Annotated in this window: 18 protein-coding genes; 7 read left to right on the top strand and 11 right to left on the bottom strand. The window is 71.2% G+C overall.

Features of this window, described 5'->3' with window-relative positions; translation table 11 throughout:
- Positions 1-6: 6 nt before the first annotated feature.
- The 3 genes from ACI2LP_RS04660 to ACI2LP_RS04650 all read left to right on the top strand — a co-directional run bounded on the left by ACI2LP_RS04660 (position 7) and on the right by ACI2LP_RS04650 (position 3,110).
- Complete coding sequence (locus ACI2LP_RS04660) at positions 7-1,443, top strand: MFS transporter (protein WP_404723106.1); 1,437 nt, start codon at positions 7-9, stop codon at positions 1,441-1,443.
- A gap of 83 nt (positions 1,444-1,526) precedes the next feature.
- Positions 1,527-2,681, top strand: a complete 1,155-nt coding sequence (locus ACI2LP_RS04655; protein ID WP_404723105.1) for a serine hydrolase domain-containing protein — start codon at positions 1,527-1,529, stop codon at positions 2,679-2,681.
- A gap of 162 nt (positions 2,682-2,843) precedes the next feature.
- Positions 2,844-3,110 carry a DUF2277 domain-containing protein gene (locus ACI2LP_RS04650; protein WP_404723104.1) on the top strand — a complete coding sequence of 89 codons (267 nt, stop codon included), beginning with the start codon at positions 2,844-2,846 and terminating at the stop codon, positions 3,108-3,110.
- On the opposite strand, the gene ACI2LP_RS04645 is transcribed toward ACI2LP_RS04650, so the two are convergent.
- The 5 genes from ACI2LP_RS04645 to ACI2LP_RS04625 all read right to left on the bottom strand — a co-directional run bounded on the left by ACI2LP_RS04645 (position 3,064) and on the right by ACI2LP_RS04625 (position 9,347).
- Positions 3,064-3,723 (bottom strand): DedA family protein, encoded by a 660-nt coding sequence (locus ACI2LP_RS04645; RefSeq protein ID WP_404723103.1) that lies wholly within the window; start codon positions 3,721-3,723, stop codon positions 3,064-3,066. The two genes, ACI2LP_RS04650 and ACI2LP_RS04645, sit on opposite strands and share 47 nt — an antisense overlap.
- A gap of 325 nt (positions 3,724-4,048) precedes the next feature.
- The gene (locus ACI2LP_RS04640) at positions 4,049-4,510 is read right to left on the bottom strand and encodes a DoxX family protein (RefSeq protein ID WP_404723733.1); all 462 of its coding nucleotides are present in this window, start codon (positions 4,508-4,510) and stop codon (positions 4,049-4,051) included.
- A gap of 74 nt (positions 4,511-4,584) precedes the next feature.
- Positions 4,585-6,693, bottom strand: a complete 2,109-nt coding sequence (locus ACI2LP_RS04635) for an FAD/NAD(P)-binding protein (protein WP_404723102.1) — start codon at positions 6,691-6,693, stop codon at positions 4,585-4,587.
- 114 nt (positions 6,694-6,807) lie between these two features.
- Positions 6,808-8,610, bottom strand: a complete 1,803-nt coding sequence (locus ACI2LP_RS04630; RefSeq protein ID WP_404723101.1) for an alkaline phosphatase D family protein — start codon at positions 8,608-8,610, stop codon at positions 6,808-6,810.
- Positions 8,611-8,693: 83 nt separating this feature from the next.
- A complete protein-coding gene (locus ACI2LP_RS04625) occupies positions 8,694-9,347 on the bottom strand; it encodes an HNH endonuclease family protein (RefSeq protein WP_404723100.1) in 654 nt (217 codons plus the stop codon).
- A gap of 168 nt (positions 9,348-9,515) precedes the next feature.
- On the opposite strand from ACI2LP_RS04625, the gene ACI2LP_RS04620 reads away from it, so the two are divergent.
- Complete coding sequence (locus tag ACI2LP_RS04620) at positions 9,516-10,256, top strand: ABC transporter permease (protein WP_404723099.1); 741 nt, start codon at positions 9,516-9,518, stop codon at positions 10,254-10,256.
- Between the two features lie 248 nt (positions 10,257-10,504).
- Positions 10,505-11,089, top strand: coding sequence for a TMEM165/GDT1 family protein (locus ACI2LP_RS04615; protein WP_404723098.1), 585 nt, complete (start codon positions 10,505-10,507; stop codon positions 11,087-11,089).
- 66 nt (positions 11,090-11,155) lie between these two features.
- On the opposite strand, the gene ACI2LP_RS04610 is transcribed toward ACI2LP_RS04615, so the two are convergent.
- Positions 11,156-11,824, bottom strand: coding sequence for an HAD-IA family hydrolase (locus ACI2LP_RS04610; RefSeq protein ID WP_404723097.1), 669 nt, complete (start codon positions 11,822-11,824; stop codon positions 11,156-11,158).
- Between the two features lie 135 nt (positions 11,825-11,959).
- Complete coding sequence (locus ACI2LP_RS04605; protein ID WP_404723096.1) at positions 11,960-12,904, bottom strand: peptidoglycan-binding protein; 945 nt, start codon at positions 12,902-12,904, stop codon at positions 11,960-11,962.
- Positions 12,905-13,055: 151 nt separating this feature from the next.
- Here ACI2LP_RS04605 and ACI2LP_RS04600 point away from each other — a divergent pair, with 151 nt between their 5' ends.
- Positions 13,056-15,104: a DHA2 family efflux MFS transporter permease subunit gene (locus tag ACI2LP_RS04600; protein WP_404723095.1), complete on the top strand. Its 2,049-nt coding sequence runs from the start codon at positions 13,056-13,058 to the stop codon at positions 15,102-15,104.
- Positions 15,105-15,205: 101 nt separating this feature from the next.
- On the opposite strand, the gene ACI2LP_RS04595 is transcribed toward ACI2LP_RS04600, so the two are convergent.
- From ACI2LP_RS04595 to ACI2LP_RS04580, 4 genes are all read right to left on the bottom strand, one after another.
- Positions 15,206-15,685, bottom strand: a complete 480-nt coding sequence (locus ACI2LP_RS04595) for a GNAT family N-acetyltransferase (protein WP_404723094.1) — start codon at positions 15,683-15,685, stop codon at positions 15,206-15,208.
- 91 nt (positions 15,686-15,776) lie between these two features.
- Positions 15,777-16,106 carry an antibiotic biosynthesis monooxygenase family protein gene (locus tag ACI2LP_RS04590; protein WP_404723093.1) on the bottom strand — a complete coding sequence of 110 codons (330 nt, stop codon included), beginning with the start codon at positions 16,104-16,106 and terminating at the stop codon, positions 15,777-15,779.
- Between the two features lie 43 nt (positions 16,107-16,149).
- On the bottom strand, positions 16,150-16,821 hold the full coding sequence (locus ACI2LP_RS04585; RefSeq protein WP_404723092.1) for an O-methyltransferase: 672 nt from the start codon (positions 16,819-16,821) through the stop codon (positions 16,150-16,152).
- A 31-nt stretch (positions 16,822-16,852) separates the two neighbouring features.
- Positions 16,853-17,977, bottom strand: a complete 1,125-nt coding sequence (locus ACI2LP_RS04580; protein WP_404723091.1) for a DUF2330 domain-containing protein — start codon at positions 17,975-17,977, stop codon at positions 16,853-16,855.
- 169 nt (positions 17,978-18,146) lie between these two features.
- Here ACI2LP_RS04580 and ACI2LP_RS04575 point away from each other — a divergent pair, with 169 nt between their 5' ends.
- Positions 18,147-20,162 (top strand): bifunctional glycosyltransferase 87/phosphatase PAP2 family protein, encoded by a 2,016-nt coding sequence (locus tag ACI2LP_RS04575; protein WP_404723090.1) that lies wholly within the window; start codon positions 18,147-18,149, stop codon positions 20,160-20,162.
- Positions 20,163-20,193: the final 31 nt, after the last annotated feature.

The raw sequence follows: 20,193 nt of genomic DNA, 5'->3' as shown, positions 1-20,193 counted from the left end.
GGAGCCTTGTTTCCACGTGCCCAGAAACCGGCACTGCTCGCGCTCTGCGCCTGCGTCCTCGTCGCACAGAGCATGGTCGCGGCGATCAACCTCCTCATCCCCCAACTCGCCGCGTCCAGCCTCCGTCCGACGGGCACGCAGCTGCTGTGGGCCGTCGACGCCTATGTCATCGTCTTCGCCGGGCTCCTGATCCCCGCAGGCGCGCTCGGCGACCGCCTCGGCCGCAAGGGCGCGCTTCTCGCCGGGCTCGGCCTCTTCGCGGCGGGCGCCGCCACCAGCGCACTTGCCGCCGTTCCAGCCGTTCTCATCGCCGGGCGCGGGCTGTGCGGTGCGGGAGCCGCGCTGATCATGCCCGCGACCATGTCGATCCTGGTCCGCCTCGCCGGGCCGCGGCACACCGCCCAGGCGCTCGCCACCTGGACCCTCGCCGTCGGACTTGGCGGCCTGGCGGGCAATGTGGGCGGCGGTCTGGTCGGTCAGTATCTGTCCTGGCGAGCCCTGTTCTGGATCATGGTGCCGCTCGCCGCGCTGCTCGCCGTCGCCGTCGCCCGCACCACCCCCCGTACGCCCGCGAACCCCGCCGCCGCGCTCGACCCCGTGGGCTCACTCCTGCTGACCGTTGCGCTGGTCGCGGTGGTCTACGGAATCATCGAGGGCCCTTCGTACGGCTGGAGTTCGGCGCATGTCCTGACCGCCTTCGCGACCGGCACGGCGCTGCTTGTGCTCTTCATCGGCCATGCCTGGCTCGCCGAGCGGCCGCTGTTCGACCCGAGGGTCTTCGCGTCGCGCCGACTGCGGGCCGGGACGCTGGGCACGGCGGCCTGCTTCTTCGGGCTGTTCTCGCTCTTCTACGTCAACGCGCAGTATCTGCAGTACGCCAAGGGCTACTCGGTGGCGCTCACGGGGCTGGCGATCGTGCCGCTGACCGTCGGGATGGCGCTGGTACCCAAGCTCGGGGCCCGCTGGCAGGAGCGTTTCGGCCCGCTGCCGCTCGTCGGCGGCGGTCTGGGGCTGATCGGGCTCGGACTGCTGCTCGTCTCGACCGCAAACGCGAGCACTCCGTATGCCCTGTACGCGCTCTATCTGCTCGTCCTCTCCGCCGGAATGGGGCTGTGCGCTCCCTCGTTGACCGTGACCGTCGTCGCGGAGCTGCCCGCCCATCAGGCCGGGCTGGGGTCCGGGCTGAACACGGCGGCGCGGGAGATCGGTGCCGCGCTGGGCGTCGCCGTGGTCGGCACGGTGCTGGCCGCACGGTTCAGTGGCACGCCCCAAAGTGCCGCCCGGACAGGGGAGTTCACCTCCGCGATGGGCGTCGGACTGCGTACGGTCGCCGTCCTGCTCATGGTGGCGGCCGTCGCCGTCGTGATCGGCTACCGGGGCTCGGGCCCGGGCCACACCGTGGCGGCCGACGAGTCGCGCGAGCCCGCGAAGGAGACGGCATGAGCGGTACGACGTCCCGGGGAATTATCCTGCCCTCTCTGCTGGTTGGCGTCCGGTGACCGCTTGACGATCACTGGGGAGGACGCATGACAGCCGAAGTCGGTGTGCAGGGCACTGTCGCTGAGGGCTTCGAGAGCGTGCGGGAGGAGTTCGCCGCACTGCTCGCCGAGGGGGTCACCGAGTCCGGTGCACAGCTGGCGGCGTACGTGAACGGTCGGCAGGTCGTCGACCTGTGGGCCGGGGACGGAATGGCGGGCGACTCGCTGACCGGTGTCTACTCCGTCACCAAGGGTGCGGCGCATCTCGTTGTCGCCCTGCTCGTGCAGGACGGTGTGCTCGATCTGAACCGCGAAGTCGCCCATTACTGGTCCGAGTTCGCCGCCGAGGGGAAGGGCGCGCTCACGCTGCGGGAGTTGCTCGGCCACCGCGCCGGAGTGGTCGGGGTCGACGGCGGGTTCAGCATGGAGGAGATGGCCGACGACCGCCTGCTCGCCGGACGGCTGGCGGGACAGCGGCCGTTCTGGGAGCCGGGCACGGCGTACGGCTACCACGCCTTTGTGATCGGCGCTCTCACGGGCGAGGTGGTGCGCCGGGCCACCGGGCGGTCCATACAGGAGCTGTTCGAGGAGCGGATCAGGGCTCCGTACGGTCTTGACTTCCATCTCGGGCTGCCCGAAGCACTCGAGGCGCGCTACCTCGACGTACTGCCGATGCGGCCCACGCCGGAGCAGTTCGCGGAGCTGCAGGCCGATCCGATCGACCCGAAGAGTCTGATGGGGATCGCTTTCAACGCGAACGCCGCGCCGCCCATGGACCTGGTGGACTTCGCCAACACGCGTGCCGTTCGGGCGCAGGGTCAGGCCTCGGCGGGCGGCGTCGGAAACGCGCGCGGGGTGGCGGGGATGTACGCGGCGGCGATCAGCGAGGTCGACGGCAGGGCCCCGCTGCTCAAGCCGGAGACGATCGCGGAGTTCGCCCCGCTCTACACCGTGGGCACGGACGTGGTCACCGGGGACGTGGACAACTTCGGCCTCGGCTTCCAGGCAAAGGGCGTCGGGTACCCGTTCCTGGGTGCGGACGCCTTCGGCCACAGCGGCGCTGCCGGCGCCGACAGCTTTGCCGATCCGCGCAGCGGTGTCGCGTACGGCTATGTGCGCCGCCGGTTCGCGTTCCCGGGCGGCGCCGCGCCGGAGAACGACCGGCTGGCGGCGTCGGTGGTGCGCGCGGCGGCCGCGGCCTGATCAAGCCTCGGGGCCTGACCGGGCCTCATCGACGGACCTCATCGGGCCTTGATCCGGGCTGGTGACGAGGGCCGCACCCGCGGTGACGGGTGCGGCCCCCTGCTCCGTACAGGCCGCCCGCTCCGGCGGACACTTGTCAGACCTGCGAGGCACACTGAATACATGTGCCGCAGTATCAAGACTCTCCGCCCGCCCGTCCTCCCCGAAGAGGCCACCGAGGACGACATCCGTGCCGCCGCCCTGCAGTACGTGCGCAAGGTGTCCGGCTTCCGTGCCCCCGCCGCGCACAATCGTGAGGTCTTCGACCAGGCCGTCGACGAGATGGCCGAGGCGACCCGCAAGCTGCTCGAAGGGCTTGAGGTGCGCGGGTCCGGTGGGGGCGCTAAGCAGCCGGTTCGGGAGCCGGTGACTGTGTCGGGCGCCGCATGACGTACGCCGCCAGCGCGCCCGCCGCGAACAGCGCAAGCACCGAGACCGCCGCGCCGATCCAGGTCGCGCCCAGCCACTGGCCGCCGAAGTAGCCGAGGCCCACGCTGTAGCCCGCCCAGGCCACACCCGCCAGGGCGGACCAGGGCAGGAAATCCCTCACCTTGTGGTGGGCCGCACCCGCGCCCAGCGAGACGACCGAGCGGCCGGCCGGGGCGAAGCGTGCGATCACGACCAGTGCGCCGCCGCCGCGGCTGAGGGCCGTGCCGAGACGTTCCTGCGCGCGGGTCAGTCTGCGCGAGCGGGCGATCGCCCGGTCCAGACGGTCGCCGCCGCGCCAGGCAAGCCGGTACGCCACGAGGTCGCCGAGTACGGAGGCGGTCGCCGCGCACAGCACCAGGACGAGGAGCGAGGGCACTTGGTGCGGGACGCCACCGGCCGCGGTCTCGACGGGCGCGGCGGTGGCGGTGGTCGAGCCGGCCGCGGCCGCGGTCGCCGCCGTGATCACCAGCACGCCGCTCGGCAGTACGGGCAAAAAGACATCGAGAAGTACGGAAAGCGCCACGACGGCGTAGATCCATGGGCTGCCGGTCAGCGCCCCCACACTCTCTAGCACCCTTTAACTCCCCGGTTTCGTGAATAACGCCGCGACGTCGCAGGGGAGCGGCAGGGGCGGCACTACAGCTGTACAGCGTACGCCTGGCGTTTCCCTCGAGATCGTCAGGGGGCGTTGATGTAGTAAGCCTCACGTCTGGCGGGATTTGGGAATACGGGCGGGAATAGGGACGGATTTGGGAGTGGGCGAAGTGAGAAACGGAGTGCGGGCGGCGAAGTGGGCAGCGAACCAAAAAACGGAGCACCCAGGTCCTCTTTTGTGAACGAGGGCCCGGGCGCTCCGAAAGCTCCGGCGGCAGCTGAATGAGTCAGGTCCCGGACAGGGCTTACGCGGCGGCCGCCGCGGTCTGCTCCTTGCGCTCGTCCTGCGCGGTCCCGTTCTCGCCGCGCGCGCCGAACACCCGGTCCAGCGCCAGCGCGCCCGGGCCGGTGAAGACCAGCAGCAGGAAGGCCCAGCAGTACAGCGCGGAACCCTCGCCGCTGTTCTGCAGCGGGAAGAGGCCCTCCGGCTGGTGAACGGTGAAGTACGCGTACGCCATCGAGCCCGAGGCGATGAAGGCGGCGCCGCGCGTGCCGAGGCCGATCAGTACGAGTGCGCCGGCGACCAGTTCGATCGCCGCCGCGTACCAGTCGGGCCAGGTGCCGGCCGGGACGGTGCCGCCGTTGCCTCCCGCGCCGCCGAGCACGCCGAAGAGCGAGGCGGCGCCGTGGCAGGTGAAGAGCAGGCCGACGACGATGCGGAACAGGCCGAGCGCATAGGGCTGGGCCTTGTTCAGACGGGTGGACAGCGAGGGATTGGCCATGGGGGACTCCTTCGGTCTGGGGACGTGAACCGACGAGGGAGGCCCCAGGTTAGGCAGACCTAATCGATGCTTGCAAGTTCAACATTTGACCAACGGTCGGCCTTTGCCCCGGTTTTCGCCGTGGATTCCGGTCCGAGCGTGCCCACTGCGCGCAGCGCGGCGCGCGCCACCGCGTCCGCGTCCGCGAGCGTCACCGAGTCGACACCGGGCCTGGCCCCGGCCGCGGTCACCCAGTGGACGCCCTCGGTGGGCACGCCGATCGCGAAGCGCCGTGGGTGTGCCCGCCCTTGACGGTTGATCAGACGGTAGGGGCGCTGTGTTACGTCCATTCCTCCGGTCTCGTAACCGTCGATCGTGTGCGGCCGGCACTGGCCCGTCTTCAGCAGCCGACCGAGCAGTTCGTCACAGGTCCGCCTCAGGTCCGGCTCCGGCAGCCGCGCCTCGATCAGCGTCGTCGCCGTGACGAGGGAGCCGGGCACGTCGGGCGACTCGGCGGTGAACACCCCGTCCGCCATCCCGACGCTCGTGCGCGGGCCGACCACCTCCAGGACGCCCGCCTCGATCAGCGCCGTCATCTCCTCTATCCGGCGGCGCGGCGGGCCGATGGAGAGGAAGGCGTTCAGCGGGGTGTACCAGCGGTCCAGGTGGTCGCGCCGGGAGGTGCCGGAGAGCCCGGCATGGTCCACGATCAGACGCAGCTCGTTGCGCAGATCGCGCAGCACGTCGAGCGCGGCCTTCAGTGGACCCGCGACATTGCCGAGCGCGGCCTGTGCGGCGTCCTGGCGCAGATGGGCGAGGAGCCAGGCGCGGTGCTCGGCGGGCGAGCCGAAGCTCTCGCCGCCGTACGGGCGCGAAATCCGGTCCCAGGACCAGCGGTCCGCCTGCGCGACGCCGAACTCGTCCAGTACGGCAGCCTCTTGGGGGCTGCCGTGGGGCGCTGCGAGATAGCGGTCCTGGAAGCCGGCCGGGTGTGACAGCAGTGCCGCGTAGTGAACCGTCTCCACTTCCTTCGCCACCAGGGGCCAGATCTCCGTCAGGAAGTCCGGCGGATCGCCCTCGTCCGCGCGTTTACGGAAGACGGCGATCACGTCAGTGGTGAGTGCGAGGGGCTCGTGCCGGCCCGAGGCGCCCTTCGCGTTGTCGCCGCGCGCCTGGTACGGGATGCCGCGCCGCGAGCCCGCGTAGAGCAGCGGTTCGCGGCCGGAGGGGCGGTAGACGAGGGCGCCGGTGTCGTCGGGTACGAACGTTCCGCCGCGGCCGGTCGTCAACAGCGCCATATGGTCGAAGAAGTTGAGGCCGAGGCCGCGGAGCAGGACCGATTCGCCGGGGGCCACGGCCGAGAGGTCGAGGTCCGCGGGGTTCGCGGGCTGGAAGTAACGCAGCGGGGGGTGACGGGCCGCGTACTCGGCGAGATGCGCCTGCGTCTGGCGCGAGACCGCCGGCAGATGGCCCTGCGCGAGGATTACCGCGCAGAGTCCGGTGATCGTGGTGCCGTCGTCCAGGGTGAGGTACTGAGTCGGGGAGACGGGCGCCCTGTCGAGGGAGTCGTCGAGCGCCGCGCGGGCCCGCGGCACCGTGCCGATCAGGGCCCCGGTCCCTGCCGCCGCGCCGCTGGGGGCGCCCGTCCGTGCCGCCGTGTCGCTGAGGGCTCCGGTTCGTGCCGCCGCGCCGGCGCGGGCCCCGGCCCCCGGTCCGGCCTGCCGGGGCGCCTCCAGTTCGTCCTCCAGCCGTATCGCCCGCGCCTGGTGGACCCGCACCGTCACCGTGTCCGGCGCGGCATCCACCGTCTGCCCGAAAGCCCACTCCAGATAGCGCCCGTAGCAGGCCCGCGTCGGATAGTCGTCGGGGCCGAGCCGCTCGTCGGTGTGCGCTGTCGCCCACTCGTACAGACTCGGCCCCGGACGTATCGGACCTTCGCAGACAACGCTGTCGTCCGTGAACAAAGTGACCTGCGAGGCCACCGTGTTCATCAGCAGCTCGGTCGGCTGGTCGGTCCGCCAGACCCGGCCCGGACCCGGCGGCGCCGGGTCGACGAGGTGGACCGTCAGCGACGTCCCGGGGATCAGCTCGGGGACCGAGGCGCAGAGTCTTTCGAGGACGGAGGTGCCGCGGGGGCCTGCCCCGACGACCGCGACGGCGCGGGTGTGGGGGGCTACTGCAGATCGCACATCGCGTACGTCGGACAAAACAGGAACTCCCGGGGCATGTGGGGTGCTTGGCAGCGGAATGTTCGGCTCATCATGCCGGGGGAGGCGCCGGAGTCGAACCCCAGGGGGCGAGGATCACCCTCCGCTGTGGGATGGATCACCGTTCGCAGTCAGCTCCCGCTCATCCGCCGTCACCAGCCGCGTACCCGCGCCGTTCGCGGACCCGGCCGCGCCCGCCACCGTCTGCGCCTGGTCCAGCCGCAGCACCGCCGAACGGCCTCGCAGCGTCAGCGTCATCAGCTGATTGCCGAACCACGGGCCGCCCGTCCGCTCCCAGTGGACGGGCGGTCTGCCCGTCCTGCCGTGGCGAGCCAGGGCGTGCCCGAGCCGCCGTCCGGCGCGGCTCCAGCCGAAGCGGAAGCCGAGCTGTATGGGGCGGGGGATGGAGTTGTGCACGGGCGAGCAGGTCAGCTGGAGCACCCTGGCCTCCGGCGCCTGGCCGGGCCACTCGGGCTCGGCGACGTACGCATGGTGCACATCGCCCGACAGCACGCACACGGTTGCCGGAGCGTCGTCCCCGCTGCCCGCCTCCGCGATCAGCGCGGCCAGCTTCGCGAAGGAATCGGGGAAGGCCGCCCAGTGCTCCAGGTCGGCCCGTCTGCGCAGATCCTCGCCGAAGCGCGCCCAGCGGTCGCCGCGCTCGCCGCGGCAGAGCGCGGCGTTCCAGCTCTCCGCGTCATGGATGAGCGGCGGCAGCAGCCAGGGCAGCGAGGTCCCGATCAGGAGATGGTCGTACGCCCCCGACGCGGCGGACCCGTGCCGGGCGTCTGCCGCGGTCCCTGCCTCCGGCCCCGGCAACTGCCCGGACCCCACCGCAGACCCGTGCCCTGACCCAGTCGCCGGCCCCCGCCCGTCCCGCACCTGTTCGCGCAGCCAGTGCGCTTCGTCCGTGTCCAGCATCGCCCGCCGCTGCTCGTCCAGGACCCGGCCGGCGCGTGTGTCCACCATCAGCAGCCGGGTCCGCCCGAAGTCGCGGCGGTAACTCCAGCGCACGCACGCCGGGTCGGAGTCCGCCTCGGCGGCGAACCGCCGCAGCGCATCCGTCCCGTCGGGCGACGCCTGCACCGCCGCGTACAGCTTGTCCACCTCCAGCTCCGCCGGGGAGAGGTTGCCCAGGTGCTGATAGACCCAGTACGACATCAGACCGCTGAGGATCCGCTCCTGCCACCACGCCGTCTCGCGCATCTCCGCCAGCCAGGAGGCGCTGGTGTTCCAGTCGTCGATCACATCGTGGTCGTCGAAGATCATGCAGCTGGGCACGGTGGAGAGCAGCCAGCGGACCTCGGGGTCCAGCCAGGACTCGTCGTAGAGCCGGGTGTACTCCTCGTAGTCCGCGACCTCCGCGCCGGGGGGCTCGCGCAGATCGCGGCGGGCGGCGAGCCAGGCCCTGGTCGCTGTGGACGTCTCGTCCGCATACACCTGGTCGCCCAGCAGAAGCAGCACATCGGGGCGTACGGCCGTGGGGTCGGCGGCGAGCTCCGTGGCGAGGGTGTCGAGCGCGTCCGGTCCCACCGGGTCGTGCCCACCGCGCGGCGCGGCCGACCAGCGGCACGAGCCGAAGGAGACGGTGACGCCGTCGGAGGGGACGTCGGGCGTACGGATCGTGCTCGCCGGGAACCCGCTTCCTTCCAGGGGCCAGACCCGCCGGCCGTCGAGCAGCACCTCGTACGCGGTCGTCGTCCCGGGAGTCAGGCCGGTGACCTGGACCAGCGCATAGTGGTGACCGGCGATCTGGAACGTGCGCGCCGTGCCCTGCGCGCCGTCCTCGCAGCGCACCTCGGCCCTGCACGGCCGGTCGGCCTCGACCCAGACGGTCGCGCTCCCGCCGGACTCCCAGTCGACGTACCGCAGCAGTGGTCCCACGCGCAGCCCGGCCATGTGTTGCCCTCCTCTGTCGCCCCGTACGGTACGGAACGACAGGGGAGGGCCACCAGGTTCCTGCAGGATCCGTCAGCTGCTGGTCAGCAGCCGTTCAGGATGCCCTGGAGGGCGCTCTTCTCGGCCGAGTCCACGGTCAGGGCGTAGTAGTGCTTCACGTCCACCCACATGCGCGCGTACATGCAGCGGTACGAGGTGCGCGAGGGCAGCCACTCCGCCGGGTCCTTGTCGCCCTTGGCCTGGTTGACGTTGTCGGTGACGGCGATCAGCTGCGGACGGGTGAGGTCGTTGGCGAAGGACTGCCGCTTGGCCGTGGTCCAGCTGCTCGCGCCGGACTTCCAGGCCTCGGAGAGCGGCACCATGTGGTCGATGTCCAGGTCGGCCGCGGCGGTCCAGGTGGCGCCGTCGTACTCGGAGAACCAACTGCCGCTGACGGCGGCGCAGCTGGAGTCCTGGACGACGTTCGTGCCGTCGCGCTTGAGGACGACCTCGCGCGTGTTGCACGCGCCCGACTGGGTGATCCAGTGCGGGAACTTGTCGCGGCTGTAGCCGGTGGACGAGCCCTCGGGGGACACCGTGAGCCCGGCGAGGTAGGTACGGGCGGTGGCGGCGCTGACGGGGGTGGGCGGGGAGGCCTGCGCGGTGGGGGCGGTGGCGAGCAGACCGGTGACGGCGAGAGCGGAGGTTGCGGCGAGTACGGCTATACGGCGACATTGACGCGCGTAGACACCTGACATGCGAACTCCTTGGATGTGGGGGGTATTTGGCCGTTCGGGCGTGGCCATGTTGTCGGCGCCAGGTTTCGCTGGAGTGGGCGCCAGGTAACAGAGTGGCGACATGTGCACGTCAGATCAAGTCTTTTCTGACACCCCGGCACATGCCGTGTCACGTCGTAGGGTTGCCGGGTGCTGCTCACGGTCAATGTCACCTTCGGCGCCGTGCTGGCCGTCCTGCTGGCCGTCGCGGCGACCGTGGCCGCCGTCGCCCAGCTGGGCCGGGCGCGCGAGATCGCCGTGGCGGGCGTGCGGGCGGCCGTCCAACTCGCGGCCGTCTCTCTGGTGATCGGCTGGGTGGTCCGTTCGCTGCCGCTGCTGTTCGCGTTTCTGCTGCTGATGTACGCGGTCGCGGTACGGACGGCGGGCCGGCGGATCACCGTGAACCGGACCTGGCGGTGGGCGTGGCTGCCGATCGCTGCGGGTGTTGTGCCCGTCGTGGCCGCGCTGCTGCTCACCGGTCTCGTCCCGCTGAAGGGCATCGCGCTGATCCCGGTGACCGGCATCCTCATCGGCGGCGCGCTCACCGCGACGGTGCTCGGCGGGCGACGGGCGCTGGACGAGCTGGGGCTGCGGCACGGAGAGGTCGAGGCGGGGATGGCGCTCGGGCTGCTCGATCGCGACGCCCGCATGGAGGTTGCGCGCCCGGCCGCCTCCGACGCGCTGCTGCCGGGGCTCGATCAGACCAGGACGGTGGGGCTCGTCACGCTCCCGGGCGCGTTCGTCGGCATGCTGCTGGGCGGTGCTTCACCGCTGCTCGCGGGAGCGGTGCAGCTGTTTGTGCTGGTCGCGCTGATGGCCGTGCAGGCGGTGGCGGTGTCGGTGGTGCTGGAGCTGGTGGCGCGGGGGCGGCTGTACCGGGATCCGCCGTGAGTGGCGCCTGACGTACCCTGAACGGAGCAGAAGGGGAGTAGCTCTTCGCCGGAACGTCGACATACTGCCGGGCCTCGTGCCCGGCCGGCGCCCGGAGGCGGCCCTCGTCGACCAGTTCGACTCGGCCCGCCAGCGAGACCTTCGGCCGCAGTGTCCTGTGTTTTCACGTGACGCTGCCGTGCCGAAGCGACCCCTTTTCCGATCAGGTCTCTCGGTCCGGCAGCCCGACCGACTGAGGAATCCGTTCCGTGCTCAGCTTCACCATCTTGGCGATCACCTTCGGTGTCGTCTTTCTCGCCGAACTCCCCGACAAGACCGCGCTCGCCGGTCTGATGCTCGGTACCCGATACCGCGCCTCGTACGTCTTCGTGGGCGTCGCGGCCGCGTTCGCCGTTCATGTGACGCTCGCCATCGCGGCGGGCAGCGTGCTGACACTGCTGCCGCACCGGCTGGTGCAGGCGGTGGTGGGCGTCCTCTTCCTGGCGGGGGCGCTGGTGCTGCTGCTGAAGAAGGACGACGGCGACGAGGAACACATCAAGGCCCCGGCGGACCAGTCCTTCTGGAAGGTCTCCGGGGCGGGCTTCATGCTGATTCTGGTGGCCGAGTTCGGTGATCTGACCCAGATCATGACCGCGAATCTGGCCGCGCGTTACGACAGTCCGCTGTCGGTGGGCATCGGGGCGGTGCTGGCGCTGTGGACGGTGGCGGGGCTGGGGATTCTGGGCGGGCGGACGCTGATGAAGTACGTGCCGCTGAGGTTGATCACGAAGGTGGCGGCGGGGTTGATGCTGGTGCTGGCGGGGTTCAGCTTGTTCGAGGCGGTGGCGGGGTAGGGCACGGGGCGGGTACGCGACGACCCGGAGCGGCGGGGCCGAAATTCAGGCCGTCCGGGAAAACCGTCACCCCGTGACGTACAGGCGGATCGTGCCGTCGGGCCCCGGCTCCACGCGCAGTGAGGTCAGGTCCTGGACGTGCGCGTCCGGGGACAGGGCCGCCGCGCGCTGACCGACGCCCAGCACGCGCATGCCCGCCGCCCTCGCCGCCTCGATGCCCGCCTCGGAGTCCTCGAAGGCCACGCAGTCCACCGGGGCGAAGCCGAGTTCGGCCGCGCCCTTGAGGAAGCCCTCCGGGTCCGGCTTGCTCGCGCCGACGCACTCGGCGGTGACCCGGATCTCCGGTATCGGCAGCCCGGCCGCGGACAGCCGGGCCTGGGCAAGAGCCTCGTCCGCCGAGGTCACCAGGGCGTGCGGGAGCCCCGCGATGGCGGCCATGAAGGCGGGGGCGCCCGCGACCGGGACGACGCCGTCGGTGTCCGCGGTCTCCTGTGCGAGCATCACGCGGTTCTCGGCGTAGTTCTGCTCCATCGGCCGGTCGGGCAGGAGCGCCGCCATCGTGGCGTACCCCTGCCTCCCGTGTACGACCTTCAGCGCCTCGTCCGGGTCCAGGCCGTGCTCGGTCGCCCACTGGCGCCAGCAGCGTTCCACGACCGCGTCCGAGTTGACGATGGTGCCGTCCATGTCGAGCAGGAGGGCGCGGGCGGTCAGAACGAGCGGGGCGGTTGCCGGCATCGGCGTACTCCAGGACGCGGGAGAAGAGAACAAGTGGCTCCGCCCGCCGGTCAGGGAATACGGACGGAACCACTTTGTTCCATCACGATACAAAAACCTGGCGGTCTGCGCCACCCGGTCGGCGCAGAGCGAACATCACGGGTCCTGCGTTTCGGCCTCCAGCTCGCGGCGCGTCTTCGGGCCGTAGACCCCCTTGGGGTCGCCCTTGACGTGCCGGTCGTACTGGTAGGAGCGCACCGCGTCCTCGACGGACTGGCTGTACTGCCCGTCCATCGGGCCCGAGTACAGCCACACCTCGGCCAGCCGCTGCTGGAGTTCCACGACCTCCGGTCCGCTGTCCCCGGGTCGCAGCGTGCCCGACCGGGCACCAAGTGGCGCCGCGGAGACCGATCCCGACGCACTCGCCGTCGGGGTCGGCGGCGTCGACGGATCCGCGGGCGCCGACGAGCCGGGGGTCATGCGCAACGACGCATCCGCCGACGGCGTACCGGATGGCGAGGCCGACGCAGTCTCCGAAGCCGACGCAGTCTCCGAGGCGCGCCCGGTCGGCGACGACGAGGGCGCGTCCGGCAGGACACTCACGCTCGGCGCGCTCGTCTCCCGGTCCGGCAGGGCCTTGTCGCGCTCGTCGTCCCCGGAGAACAGCCCTGACGCGACCGCCGCGGTCCCCGCCACCGCCACCGCCGCCGCGACCACCAAGAGACCCCGGTGCGGGCGCCGCCGACCGCGGTGGCGCCCCGGAGTGCTGCCCACCGGCGTGAGATCCACCGGGGCGAGGTCCACCGCCGTGAGGTCCACCGCATCGAGCGCGTCCGGCTCGTCACCCCGACCCGGAATCACCGCCCCCGGCAGCAGCAGCGGCACCGTCTGCGCCTCCGGCCCGGACCCGCTCTCGCCCACGTTGCGCAAGCTCACATACGGCCGCACCCGCAACGGATCGAAAACCTGCGTCGCCGCGATCTCCGCCTCTCGCCCGGCTCCGACCGCCTCCCTCGCCCGCGCGGCACAGTGGCAGCCGGGCACGGCTCTGCCCTCGGTACCGCGCGGCGTACCGCATTCAGGACACACGTGTCCGGTCATTGCCGGTTCCCTCCCCTTACCCTGCGAGCGATTATGCAGCCGCCGCACGCGAGGCCCAACGGCGCCCGGCCACCTCGGCAGGCCATAACCGGTCACACCCACCACGATGGGGAGGACAGTGGTGCGGAGAGCGGCGAGGAGAGAGAGCGGCATGGCTCAGGAAGTGAGCACCGAGGCCGTCAGTCCGGCCCCGGGCCAGGGCCAGAACCGGCGGGCCGTCATGGTCGCCATCGGCGCACTGCTGCTCGGCCTGCTGCTCGCCGCCCTCGACCAGACGATCGTGTCCACCGCGCTGCCGACCATCGTCAGCGAGCTCGGCGGCATGAACCATCTGTCCTGGGTGGTCACCGCGTACATTCTGGCCTCGACCGCGGCGACGCCCCTGTGGGGCAAGCTCGGTGACCAGTACGGCCGCAAGAAGCTCTTCCAGGCCGCCATCGTCATTTTCCTCATCGGCTCCGCGCTGTGCGGCATCGCGCAGAACATGCCGCAGCTCATCGGCTTCCGCGCGCTCCAGGGTCTGGGCGGCGGCGGCCTCATCGTCCTGTCGATGGCGATCGTCGGCGATATCGTCTCGCCGCGCGAACGCGGAAAATACCAGGGCCTGTTCGGCGGGGTCTTCGGCGCGATGAGCGTCCTCGGGCCGCTCCTCGGCGGCTTCTTCACCGAACACCTCAGCTGGCGCTGGGTGTTCTACATCAATCTGCCCATCGGCGTCGTGGCACTGCTCGTCATCGCCGCCGTACTGCACATCCCGGCCCGCCCCACCCGGCACACCATCGACTACCTCGGCACCCTCCTCATTGCATCCGTCGCCACCTGTCTGGTCCTGGTCGCCTCCCTCGGCGGCACCACCTGGGCCTGGGGCTCGAGTCGGATCATCGGCCTCGCCGTACTCGGCGCCGTACTTCTCGTCGCTTTTCTGTACGTGGAGCAGCGCGCGGCCGAACCAGTGCTGCCGCTGGGGCTGTTCCGGATCCGCACCTTCTCGCTCGTCGCCGTCATCAGCTTCATCGTCGGCTTCGCGATGTTCGGCGCGATGACCTACCTGCCGACCTTCCTCCAGGTCGTGCAGGGGGTCACACCGACCCTGTCCGGTGTGCACATGCTGCCGATGGTGCTCGGCATGCTGCTCACCTCGACCGCGTCCGGACAGATCGTCAGCCGCACAGGACGCTGGAAGGTCTTCCCGATCGCGGGCACCGGCGTCACCGCCGTCGGCCTGGTCCTGCTCCACCAGCTCACTGAGACGAGCTCCACCTGGGAGATGAGTGCGTACTTCTTCGTCTTCGGAGCCGGTCTCGGCCTGGTGATGCAGGTGCTGGTGCTGGTCGTCCAGAACGCGGTCAGCTATGCGGACCTGGGCGTCGCCACGTCCGGGGCGACCTTCTTCCGCTCCATCGGCGCCTCGTTCGGCGTCGCCATCTTCGGCACGCTCTTCACCAACGGGCTGGAGAACAAACTGACCGACGCGCTCGCCGGACAGCAGGTGCCGCCCGGGGCCGGGGCGAGCGAGCTGGCGGCCGACCCGCGCGCGATCGCCGAACTGCCGTCCGCGCTGCGCCCCTCGGTGCTGCACGCGTACTCGTCGTCCATCACCGACGTCTTCCTGTACGCCGTTCCCGTGGTGGCCGTCGCCTTCGTCGTCGCCTGTTTCCTCAAGGAGGACAAGCTGCGTGGCTCGGTCACCGCGCCCGACCCCAGCGAGACCGTGGCGTCCAACCCGGTCACGCGCTCCTCCCACGAGGAGGTGGCACGGGCGCTTTCGGTGCTCGGCTCGCGCGACGGCCGGCGCAGGATCTACGAGAAGATCACCGAGAAGGCGGGGTACGACCTGCTGCCCGCGGCCAGTTGGCTGCTGCTGCGCATCCGCCGCCACGGCATGGTGGAGCCCCAACGGCTCGCCGACACCACACCGGTGCCGCTGCGTGCGATCACCGAGGCCTCCCGTCAGGTGGAGGAGCGGGGCCTGGCCCGCCGCGAGGGGCTGCAACTGATGCTCACCGACGCGGGGATGGAGGCGGCCGTACGTCTTTCGAACGCCCGCGAGGAGTCGCTGGCGGAGCTGCTCGGCGACTGGTGGGGCCCGGATCGCCCGACGGATCTGGTGCAGCTGGTCCGGGACCTGACCGCGGAACTGTGCGGCTCGGACGGGGAACGCCCGTACAGCCCGGACCCGAAGCGGGACCACGCGCGCTGACGCCCCGGGGCTCCGGGCCACCCGCACCCGGGCTTCGGCTGCGGGTCAACCGGCCTTCCCGGGGCCCGGGCCGCCCGGCCGCGCACCTCGGAGCCCCCGGGTCACAGCGCCTTGCCGTACCAGACCTCCATGTACGGCCCCGAGCAGTACGCCGGGATCTCCGCGTAGCCGTGCCGGAGGTACAGCTTGCGCGCCTCGATCAGATCGAGCCGCGTATTGAGCACCATCCGCCGCGCCCCGAGCCCGCGCGCCGCGTCCTCCAGGGCCCCCAGCAGCAGCCGCGCGCCCTGCCTGCCCCGGAAGGCGGGCCGCAGAAAGACCCGGGTCAGCTCCGCCCGCTCGGCGTCCAGCATGAGCACCCCGCCGCACGCCGCGGCCTTGCCGCCGTACCGCCCGACGACGAACTGCCCGGTGGGCGGCGCGAGTTGCTCGACGCCGTCCCCGGTCAGCCCCTTGTCGATCTCCTCGGCGGTCGCGGGCCGCTTCCAGTAGCGGCTCGCGACCTCGTCGTAGTACTCGCGCCGCAGCACGTCGGCGTCGGCGGAATCGAAGGCTTCGGGGCCCATGGTCCACGTCGTCATGACGCTCTCTCTACCCGAGCCACCGAACCCTTGGCCAACGATTTCCTGGCGGCCTGAAGAGCCGGCCTGAAGAGCCGGCCCGAAGAGGGGCCTACGCCTTGGGGGCGGCCTGCTGCACCACCTCGAACGACCAGAGCGTGGACCCGGTGGCGGCGGGCTTCGGCCGCTCCCCGCCACCCTGCTCCCCGCCACCTTGGTGCGCCGTCTTCATCGAGCCCTCCATCCATGCCTGGAACGCGGCTTCGTCGCGCCAGCGGGTGTAGACGAGGTACTGGTCGGTCCCTTCGAGCGGACGAAGGAGTTCGAACCACTCGAAGCCGTCGGAGTTCTCCACCGACCCGGCACGGGACGCGAAGCGCTTCTCCAGCACTTCACGCTGCTCCTCGGGCACGGTCAGGGCGTTGATCTTCACAATGCTCATGCGCCCCATCCTGCCGCACCGCGCACGCCCCTGACCGGACGTGTCAGTCCACCACCCTCGCCAGCAGGAAGCCGTCGTACCCCTTCGTCCCCACCGTCTGCACCGCCGTCGCGTCCAGCCGCGGCTCACGTGCCACCAGTTCGTACATCTCCCGCGTGCCCACGATCGCCGGGTCCGTGCTGTCCGCGTCCACGACCGCACCGCCGCGGATCGCGTTGTCGACGATGATCAGGCTGCCGGGGCGGGTCAGCTTCAGGGACCACTCGACGTAGCGCGGGTTGTTCTGCTTGTCCGCGTCGATGAAGACCAGGTCGAAGGGGCCCGCGCCCGGCTCGGTGACCAGTTTCGGCAGGGTCTCCAGGGCCGGGCCCACGCGGACCTCGGCGATCTTGTCGAGGCCCGCGTGGGCCAGGTTCGCGCGGGCGACCTCCGCGTGGGCCGGGTTGAATTCGAGGGAGATCAGCCTGCCGCCCTCCGGCAGTGCCCTGGCCAGCCAGATCGTGCTGTAGCCGCCCAGTGTGCCGATCTCGAGCACACTGCGGGCGCCGTGGATCTGGGCCAGCAGGTTCAGCAGCTTGCCCTGGTTCGCGGCGACGGCGATGGCGGGGAGGCCGGCCTCGTCACTCGCCGCGAGGGCCGCTTTGAGGGCTTCGTCGTCGTGGACGAGGTGGTCGGTGATGAAGCGGTCAACTGCGTTCCACTGCTCCTGGGTCATAGGCCCAACCTATTTCAGCGGGGCCCACTTTTCAGGCGACCGGCGGCGGCACATGAACCGGGGGCGGCGGCAGGACCGGCCTGCGCCGCCTGGCCCGTACGCGCCACAGCGCCGCCACCACGAGCGCCGCGAGACCTGTGCCGACCGTCAGCAGCCACACCGGCACACCGCCCGCCGTCAGCAGCTCGTCCTCGTACACCACCCGCCGGAAGGGAGTGTCCGCCTCGGCCGCCCGCAGCTCGTGGTCGCCACTGATCCGCCCCGGCTCCGGGAACCTCTGGTCCAGCGCCGTCAGGAAGGTCTGCCCGCCGCCCGTGAACCCGGCGAGCACCCCGTCCGCCGGGACCTTGCCCGCGTACGTCACCTCCGGCGCATCCCCGCCGATCGAGGACTTCGGCTCCATCCGGTGCCGCGCCAGCACGAAAAGGCCCAGCGACTGAGCGTTCTTGGCCAGCCGGGACAGCCGCATCGGGTAGATCAGCTTCTCGCTGGCGAACCGCAGCCGCAGCGGGTCGAGCGTGCCGCGCAGCATCGCACCCTCCGCCTCGGGCGCCAGCCGCACCGCCACGTACTCCCACTTCTGAGCGACGTACGGCTTCAGTTCCGTCGCAAGACCGGTCGGCAACCGGAAGCCGTTGGTTTCCAGCCAGCGTCGCAGAGCCCCCGGATCCGTCGCCGTCAGCCGTGCGACATCGAAGTCGCCGAGGCGCTCCCGTCCCACCACGCCCACCGAAGCCCTGGCTCCCGGCGCCGGCGCGCCCGCGGAATCCGTGGAGCCGGACGAGAAGGGCCAGTCGTGGGCGCGCGGCCAGAAGTAGTGCCGCGTCCTGTGCTCCGGCGCGCTCGCCGTCTCCAGCTCGTCGAAGAGCGCCCGGTCACCGAGTTCCACCGTCGCCCGGCTGGGCACCGGCATGATCCACGCGGCCTTCCGCGCGTTTCCGTCGACCGTGAAGCGCAGGACGATCTGTTCCGTACGCCCGTCCCACCCCACCACCGAGGTCTCGCGGTCGACCGCCATATGAGACCCGCGGTCCGGGACCATCGCCCCGCAGCCGCACGCGTACGCCGGGCTGATCAGCGATCCGAGCTGCAGCGCCAGCAGCGCTGCCACGACCAGCAGAATCCTGGCCCGAATTTCTTGTATGTTCCCCCGCATGCCTCCTGTGACGACGGCCCCGAACTTCCGGTTCCGGTGCCGGTCGGCGAGATATTCGGTCAAAACGGGGTGACACTCAGGCTAAGAGGGGGTTGCCTGGGTCTCCTTCAGGGGGCAGTGCGAGGCTCTATGAACCAGAAACGCAGAACGTAGGGGAGGCCGGCGCGACGTGGCGAACGCGGAGCACAGCGTGCGCGGGAGCGGGACGACGGACTCGAGGATGGGCGCCGCCAGGGCCGCCCTGTGGCTGGTGGCCGCCGTCCTCGCGATACGGCAGGCCGCAGCGGTGCTCCGGCAGCCGCCCGGCGAGCGGCTGACCGACCTGGAGACCTGGATCGGCGAGAACGGCGTCCTGCATGTGAAGGGCTCGCTCTACGACGCCGACAAGTTCACCGGTACACCCTTCGCGGGACTCGTACTCAAACCGCTCGCGCGCTCCGCCGAGCAGAGCCTCGGCGTCGCCTGGACCTTCGGCACGCTCCTGCTCGTCGTCGGCCTCGGCCTGGTCGTCGCCCGCGCCCTCCCGGGCCCTGTATCGCGCCGCAGCGGCCTGCTCGCCGCCCCCATCGCCATCAGCCTGCTGATGCTCTCGCTGCCGGTGCGCAACAGCTTCTACCTCGGCCAGACCAGCATCATCCCGGTTCTGCTCGTCCTCCTCGGCTGCTTCGCCGCCCGAGGGGAAAGATCGTCCGGCGTGCTGATCGGTGTCGGAGCAGCCCTTCAGCCCACGGTTCTGCTCTTCGCGCCGCTGCTCTGGTTCACCGGCCGCAGACGCGCCGCCGTCACCTCGGCCGGCACGTTCGCCGCCTGCTCGGCACTCGCCTGGGCCGCGCTTCCGAGCGACTCCTGGACGTACTGGGTCCACCATGTCGCCGGTGCCGGACTCGGCGCCCGCCCCGACAGCCTCGCCAACCAGTCCCTGCACGGCGCGCTTCTGCGCTTCGGCCTCCAGGGCCCGCTCGAGATCGCGCTCTACGTCGCGCTCGCCGCCGCAGTCTGCTTCTTCGGCCTGCGCCGCGCCGTCCGCTACGCCGAGGACGGCCAGCTCCTCCTCGCCGTCGCCCTCACCGGCTGCGTCGCCGTCGCCGTCTCGCCCACGGCCTGGCAGCACCAGCTCCTGTGGGTGCTGCTCGCCGTCGTCGGCCGCGTCGGCAAGCGCGCGGCCGACCGGATGCTCTGGCCCGTGCTGATCGTCCTGGCGATGACGCTGCCCCAGGCGATGCTGCTGCCCAACATCGCGGTGCTCTTCCCCGTACGCGACAACGTCGTCCTGGTCGCGGCGCTCGCGGCCGCCTGCGCGGTGCCGTTCCTGCCCCGCACCTCGCCGCACTTCCGCGCGCCCATCCCCACCGAGTACGCCCTGCCCGCCCCGGCCCGCTGGCGCCGGGTGCCGCTGCTGCCCTTCTGGCGCCGGGTGCTCAGCCGCCCCAACCTGCTCCTCGAACTTCTGGTGATCCGGGTCGGCTACTCCGCCTACTCGCACATCCGCGCCGCGGCGACCGGCGGCGTCACCGCCGCCGAGGAGCACGGCCGCCAGATCGTCTCCGCCGAGCAGGCGCTCGGCATCGACATCGAGCACTGGGTCAACCACGCGGTGGTGAAGGTGAAGTGGGCCGAAGCCTTCTTCAACTTCTACTACACGTCCTTCCACTTCATCGTGCCGCTGACCATCCTCGGTGTCCTCTACGTCCGCCGCCCCTCCGACTACCGCTGGGCACGCGCGTCCCTCGCCTTCGCCACACTGCTCGCGCTGCTCGGCTTCTGGCTCTACCCGCTGGCACCGCCGCGCCTGATGCCCGGCATGGAGTTCATCGACACCGTGCACGGCCCGCAGGACCTCGCCAACCCGGACTACGGCGCGATGACCGCGGTCACCAACCAGTACGCGGCGATGCCCTCGCTGCACTTCGGCTGGTCCCTCTGGTGCGGCCTGATCGTCCTCGTCCTCGCACCCAAGCTGTGGATGAAGCTCCTCGCCCTGCTCCACCCGCTCTTCACGGTCTGCGCGATCGTCGCCACCGCGAACCACTGGGTCCTGGACGCGGCGGGCGGTGCGGCGGTCGTCGGCGCGGGCTTCGGCCTCACGTACGTCCTGGCGGGCCGACGGCAGCTCCGGGTGCCCCCGGGCGCGGTCCCACTCGCGCGTGCGCAGGTGGAGACGCCGGTTCCGGCCGCACCGAAGTAGCAGGCACGGCCCCAGGGGGTACGGGTGTCCC

It is taken from the genome of Streptomyces sp. NPDC019890 (genome assembly GCF_044903445.1).
Classification (GTDB): domain Bacteria; phylum Actinomycetota; class Actinomycetes; order Streptomycetales; family Streptomycetaceae; genus Streptomyces.
Note: the sequence above shows the minus strand (reverse complement) of the source record. Positions and strands in the feature narration are given on the sequence as shown.

What these genes read in the sequence shown, in the direction of transcription:
- ACI2LP_RS04655 (WP_404723105.1), top strand. Translation starts at nt 1,527, where the DNA reads ATGACAGCCGAAGTCGGTGTGCAGGGCACTGTCGCTGAGGGCTTCGAG.
- ACI2LP_RS04650 (WP_404723104.1), top strand. Translation starts at nt 2,844, where the DNA reads ATGTGCCGCAGTATCAAGACTCTCCGCCCGCCCGTCCTCCCCGAAGAG.
- ACI2LP_RS04630 (WP_404723101.1), bottom strand. Translation starts at nt 8,610, where the DNA reads ATGGCCGGGCTGCGCGTGGGACCACTGCTGCGGTACGTCGACTGGGAG.
- ACI2LP_RS04625 (WP_404723100.1), bottom strand. Translation starts at nt 9,347, where the DNA reads ATGTCAGGTGTCTACGCGCGTCAATGTCGCCGTATAGCCGTACTCGCC.
- ACI2LP_RS04610 (WP_404723097.1), bottom strand. Translation starts at nt 11,824, where the DNA reads ATGCCGGCAACCGCCCCGCTCGTTCTGACCGCCCGCGCCCTCCTGCTC.
- ACI2LP_RS04605 (WP_404723096.1), bottom strand. Translation starts at nt 12,904, where the DNA reads ATGACCGGACACGTGTGTCCTGAATGCGGTACGCCGCGCGGTACCGAG.
- ACI2LP_RS04600 (WP_404723095.1), top strand. Translation starts at nt 13,056, where the DNA reads ATGGCTCAGGAAGTGAGCACCGAGGCCGTCAGTCCGGCCCCGGGCCAG.
- ACI2LP_RS04595 (WP_404723094.1), bottom strand. Translation starts at nt 15,685, where the DNA reads ATGACGACGTGGACCATGGGCCCCGAAGCCTTCGATTCCGCCGACGCC.
- ACI2LP_RS04590 (WP_404723093.1), bottom strand. Translation starts at nt 16,106, where the DNA reads ATGAGCATTGTGAAGATCAACGCCCTGACCGTGCCCGAGGAGCAGCGT.
- ACI2LP_RS04585 (WP_404723092.1), bottom strand. Translation starts at nt 16,821, where the DNA reads ATGACCCAGGAGCAGTGGAACGCAGTTGACCGCTTCATCACCGACCAC.
- ACI2LP_RS04580 (WP_404723091.1), bottom strand. Translation starts at nt 17,977, where the DNA reads ATGCGGGGGAACATACAAGAAATTCGGGCCAGGATTCTGCTGGTCGTG.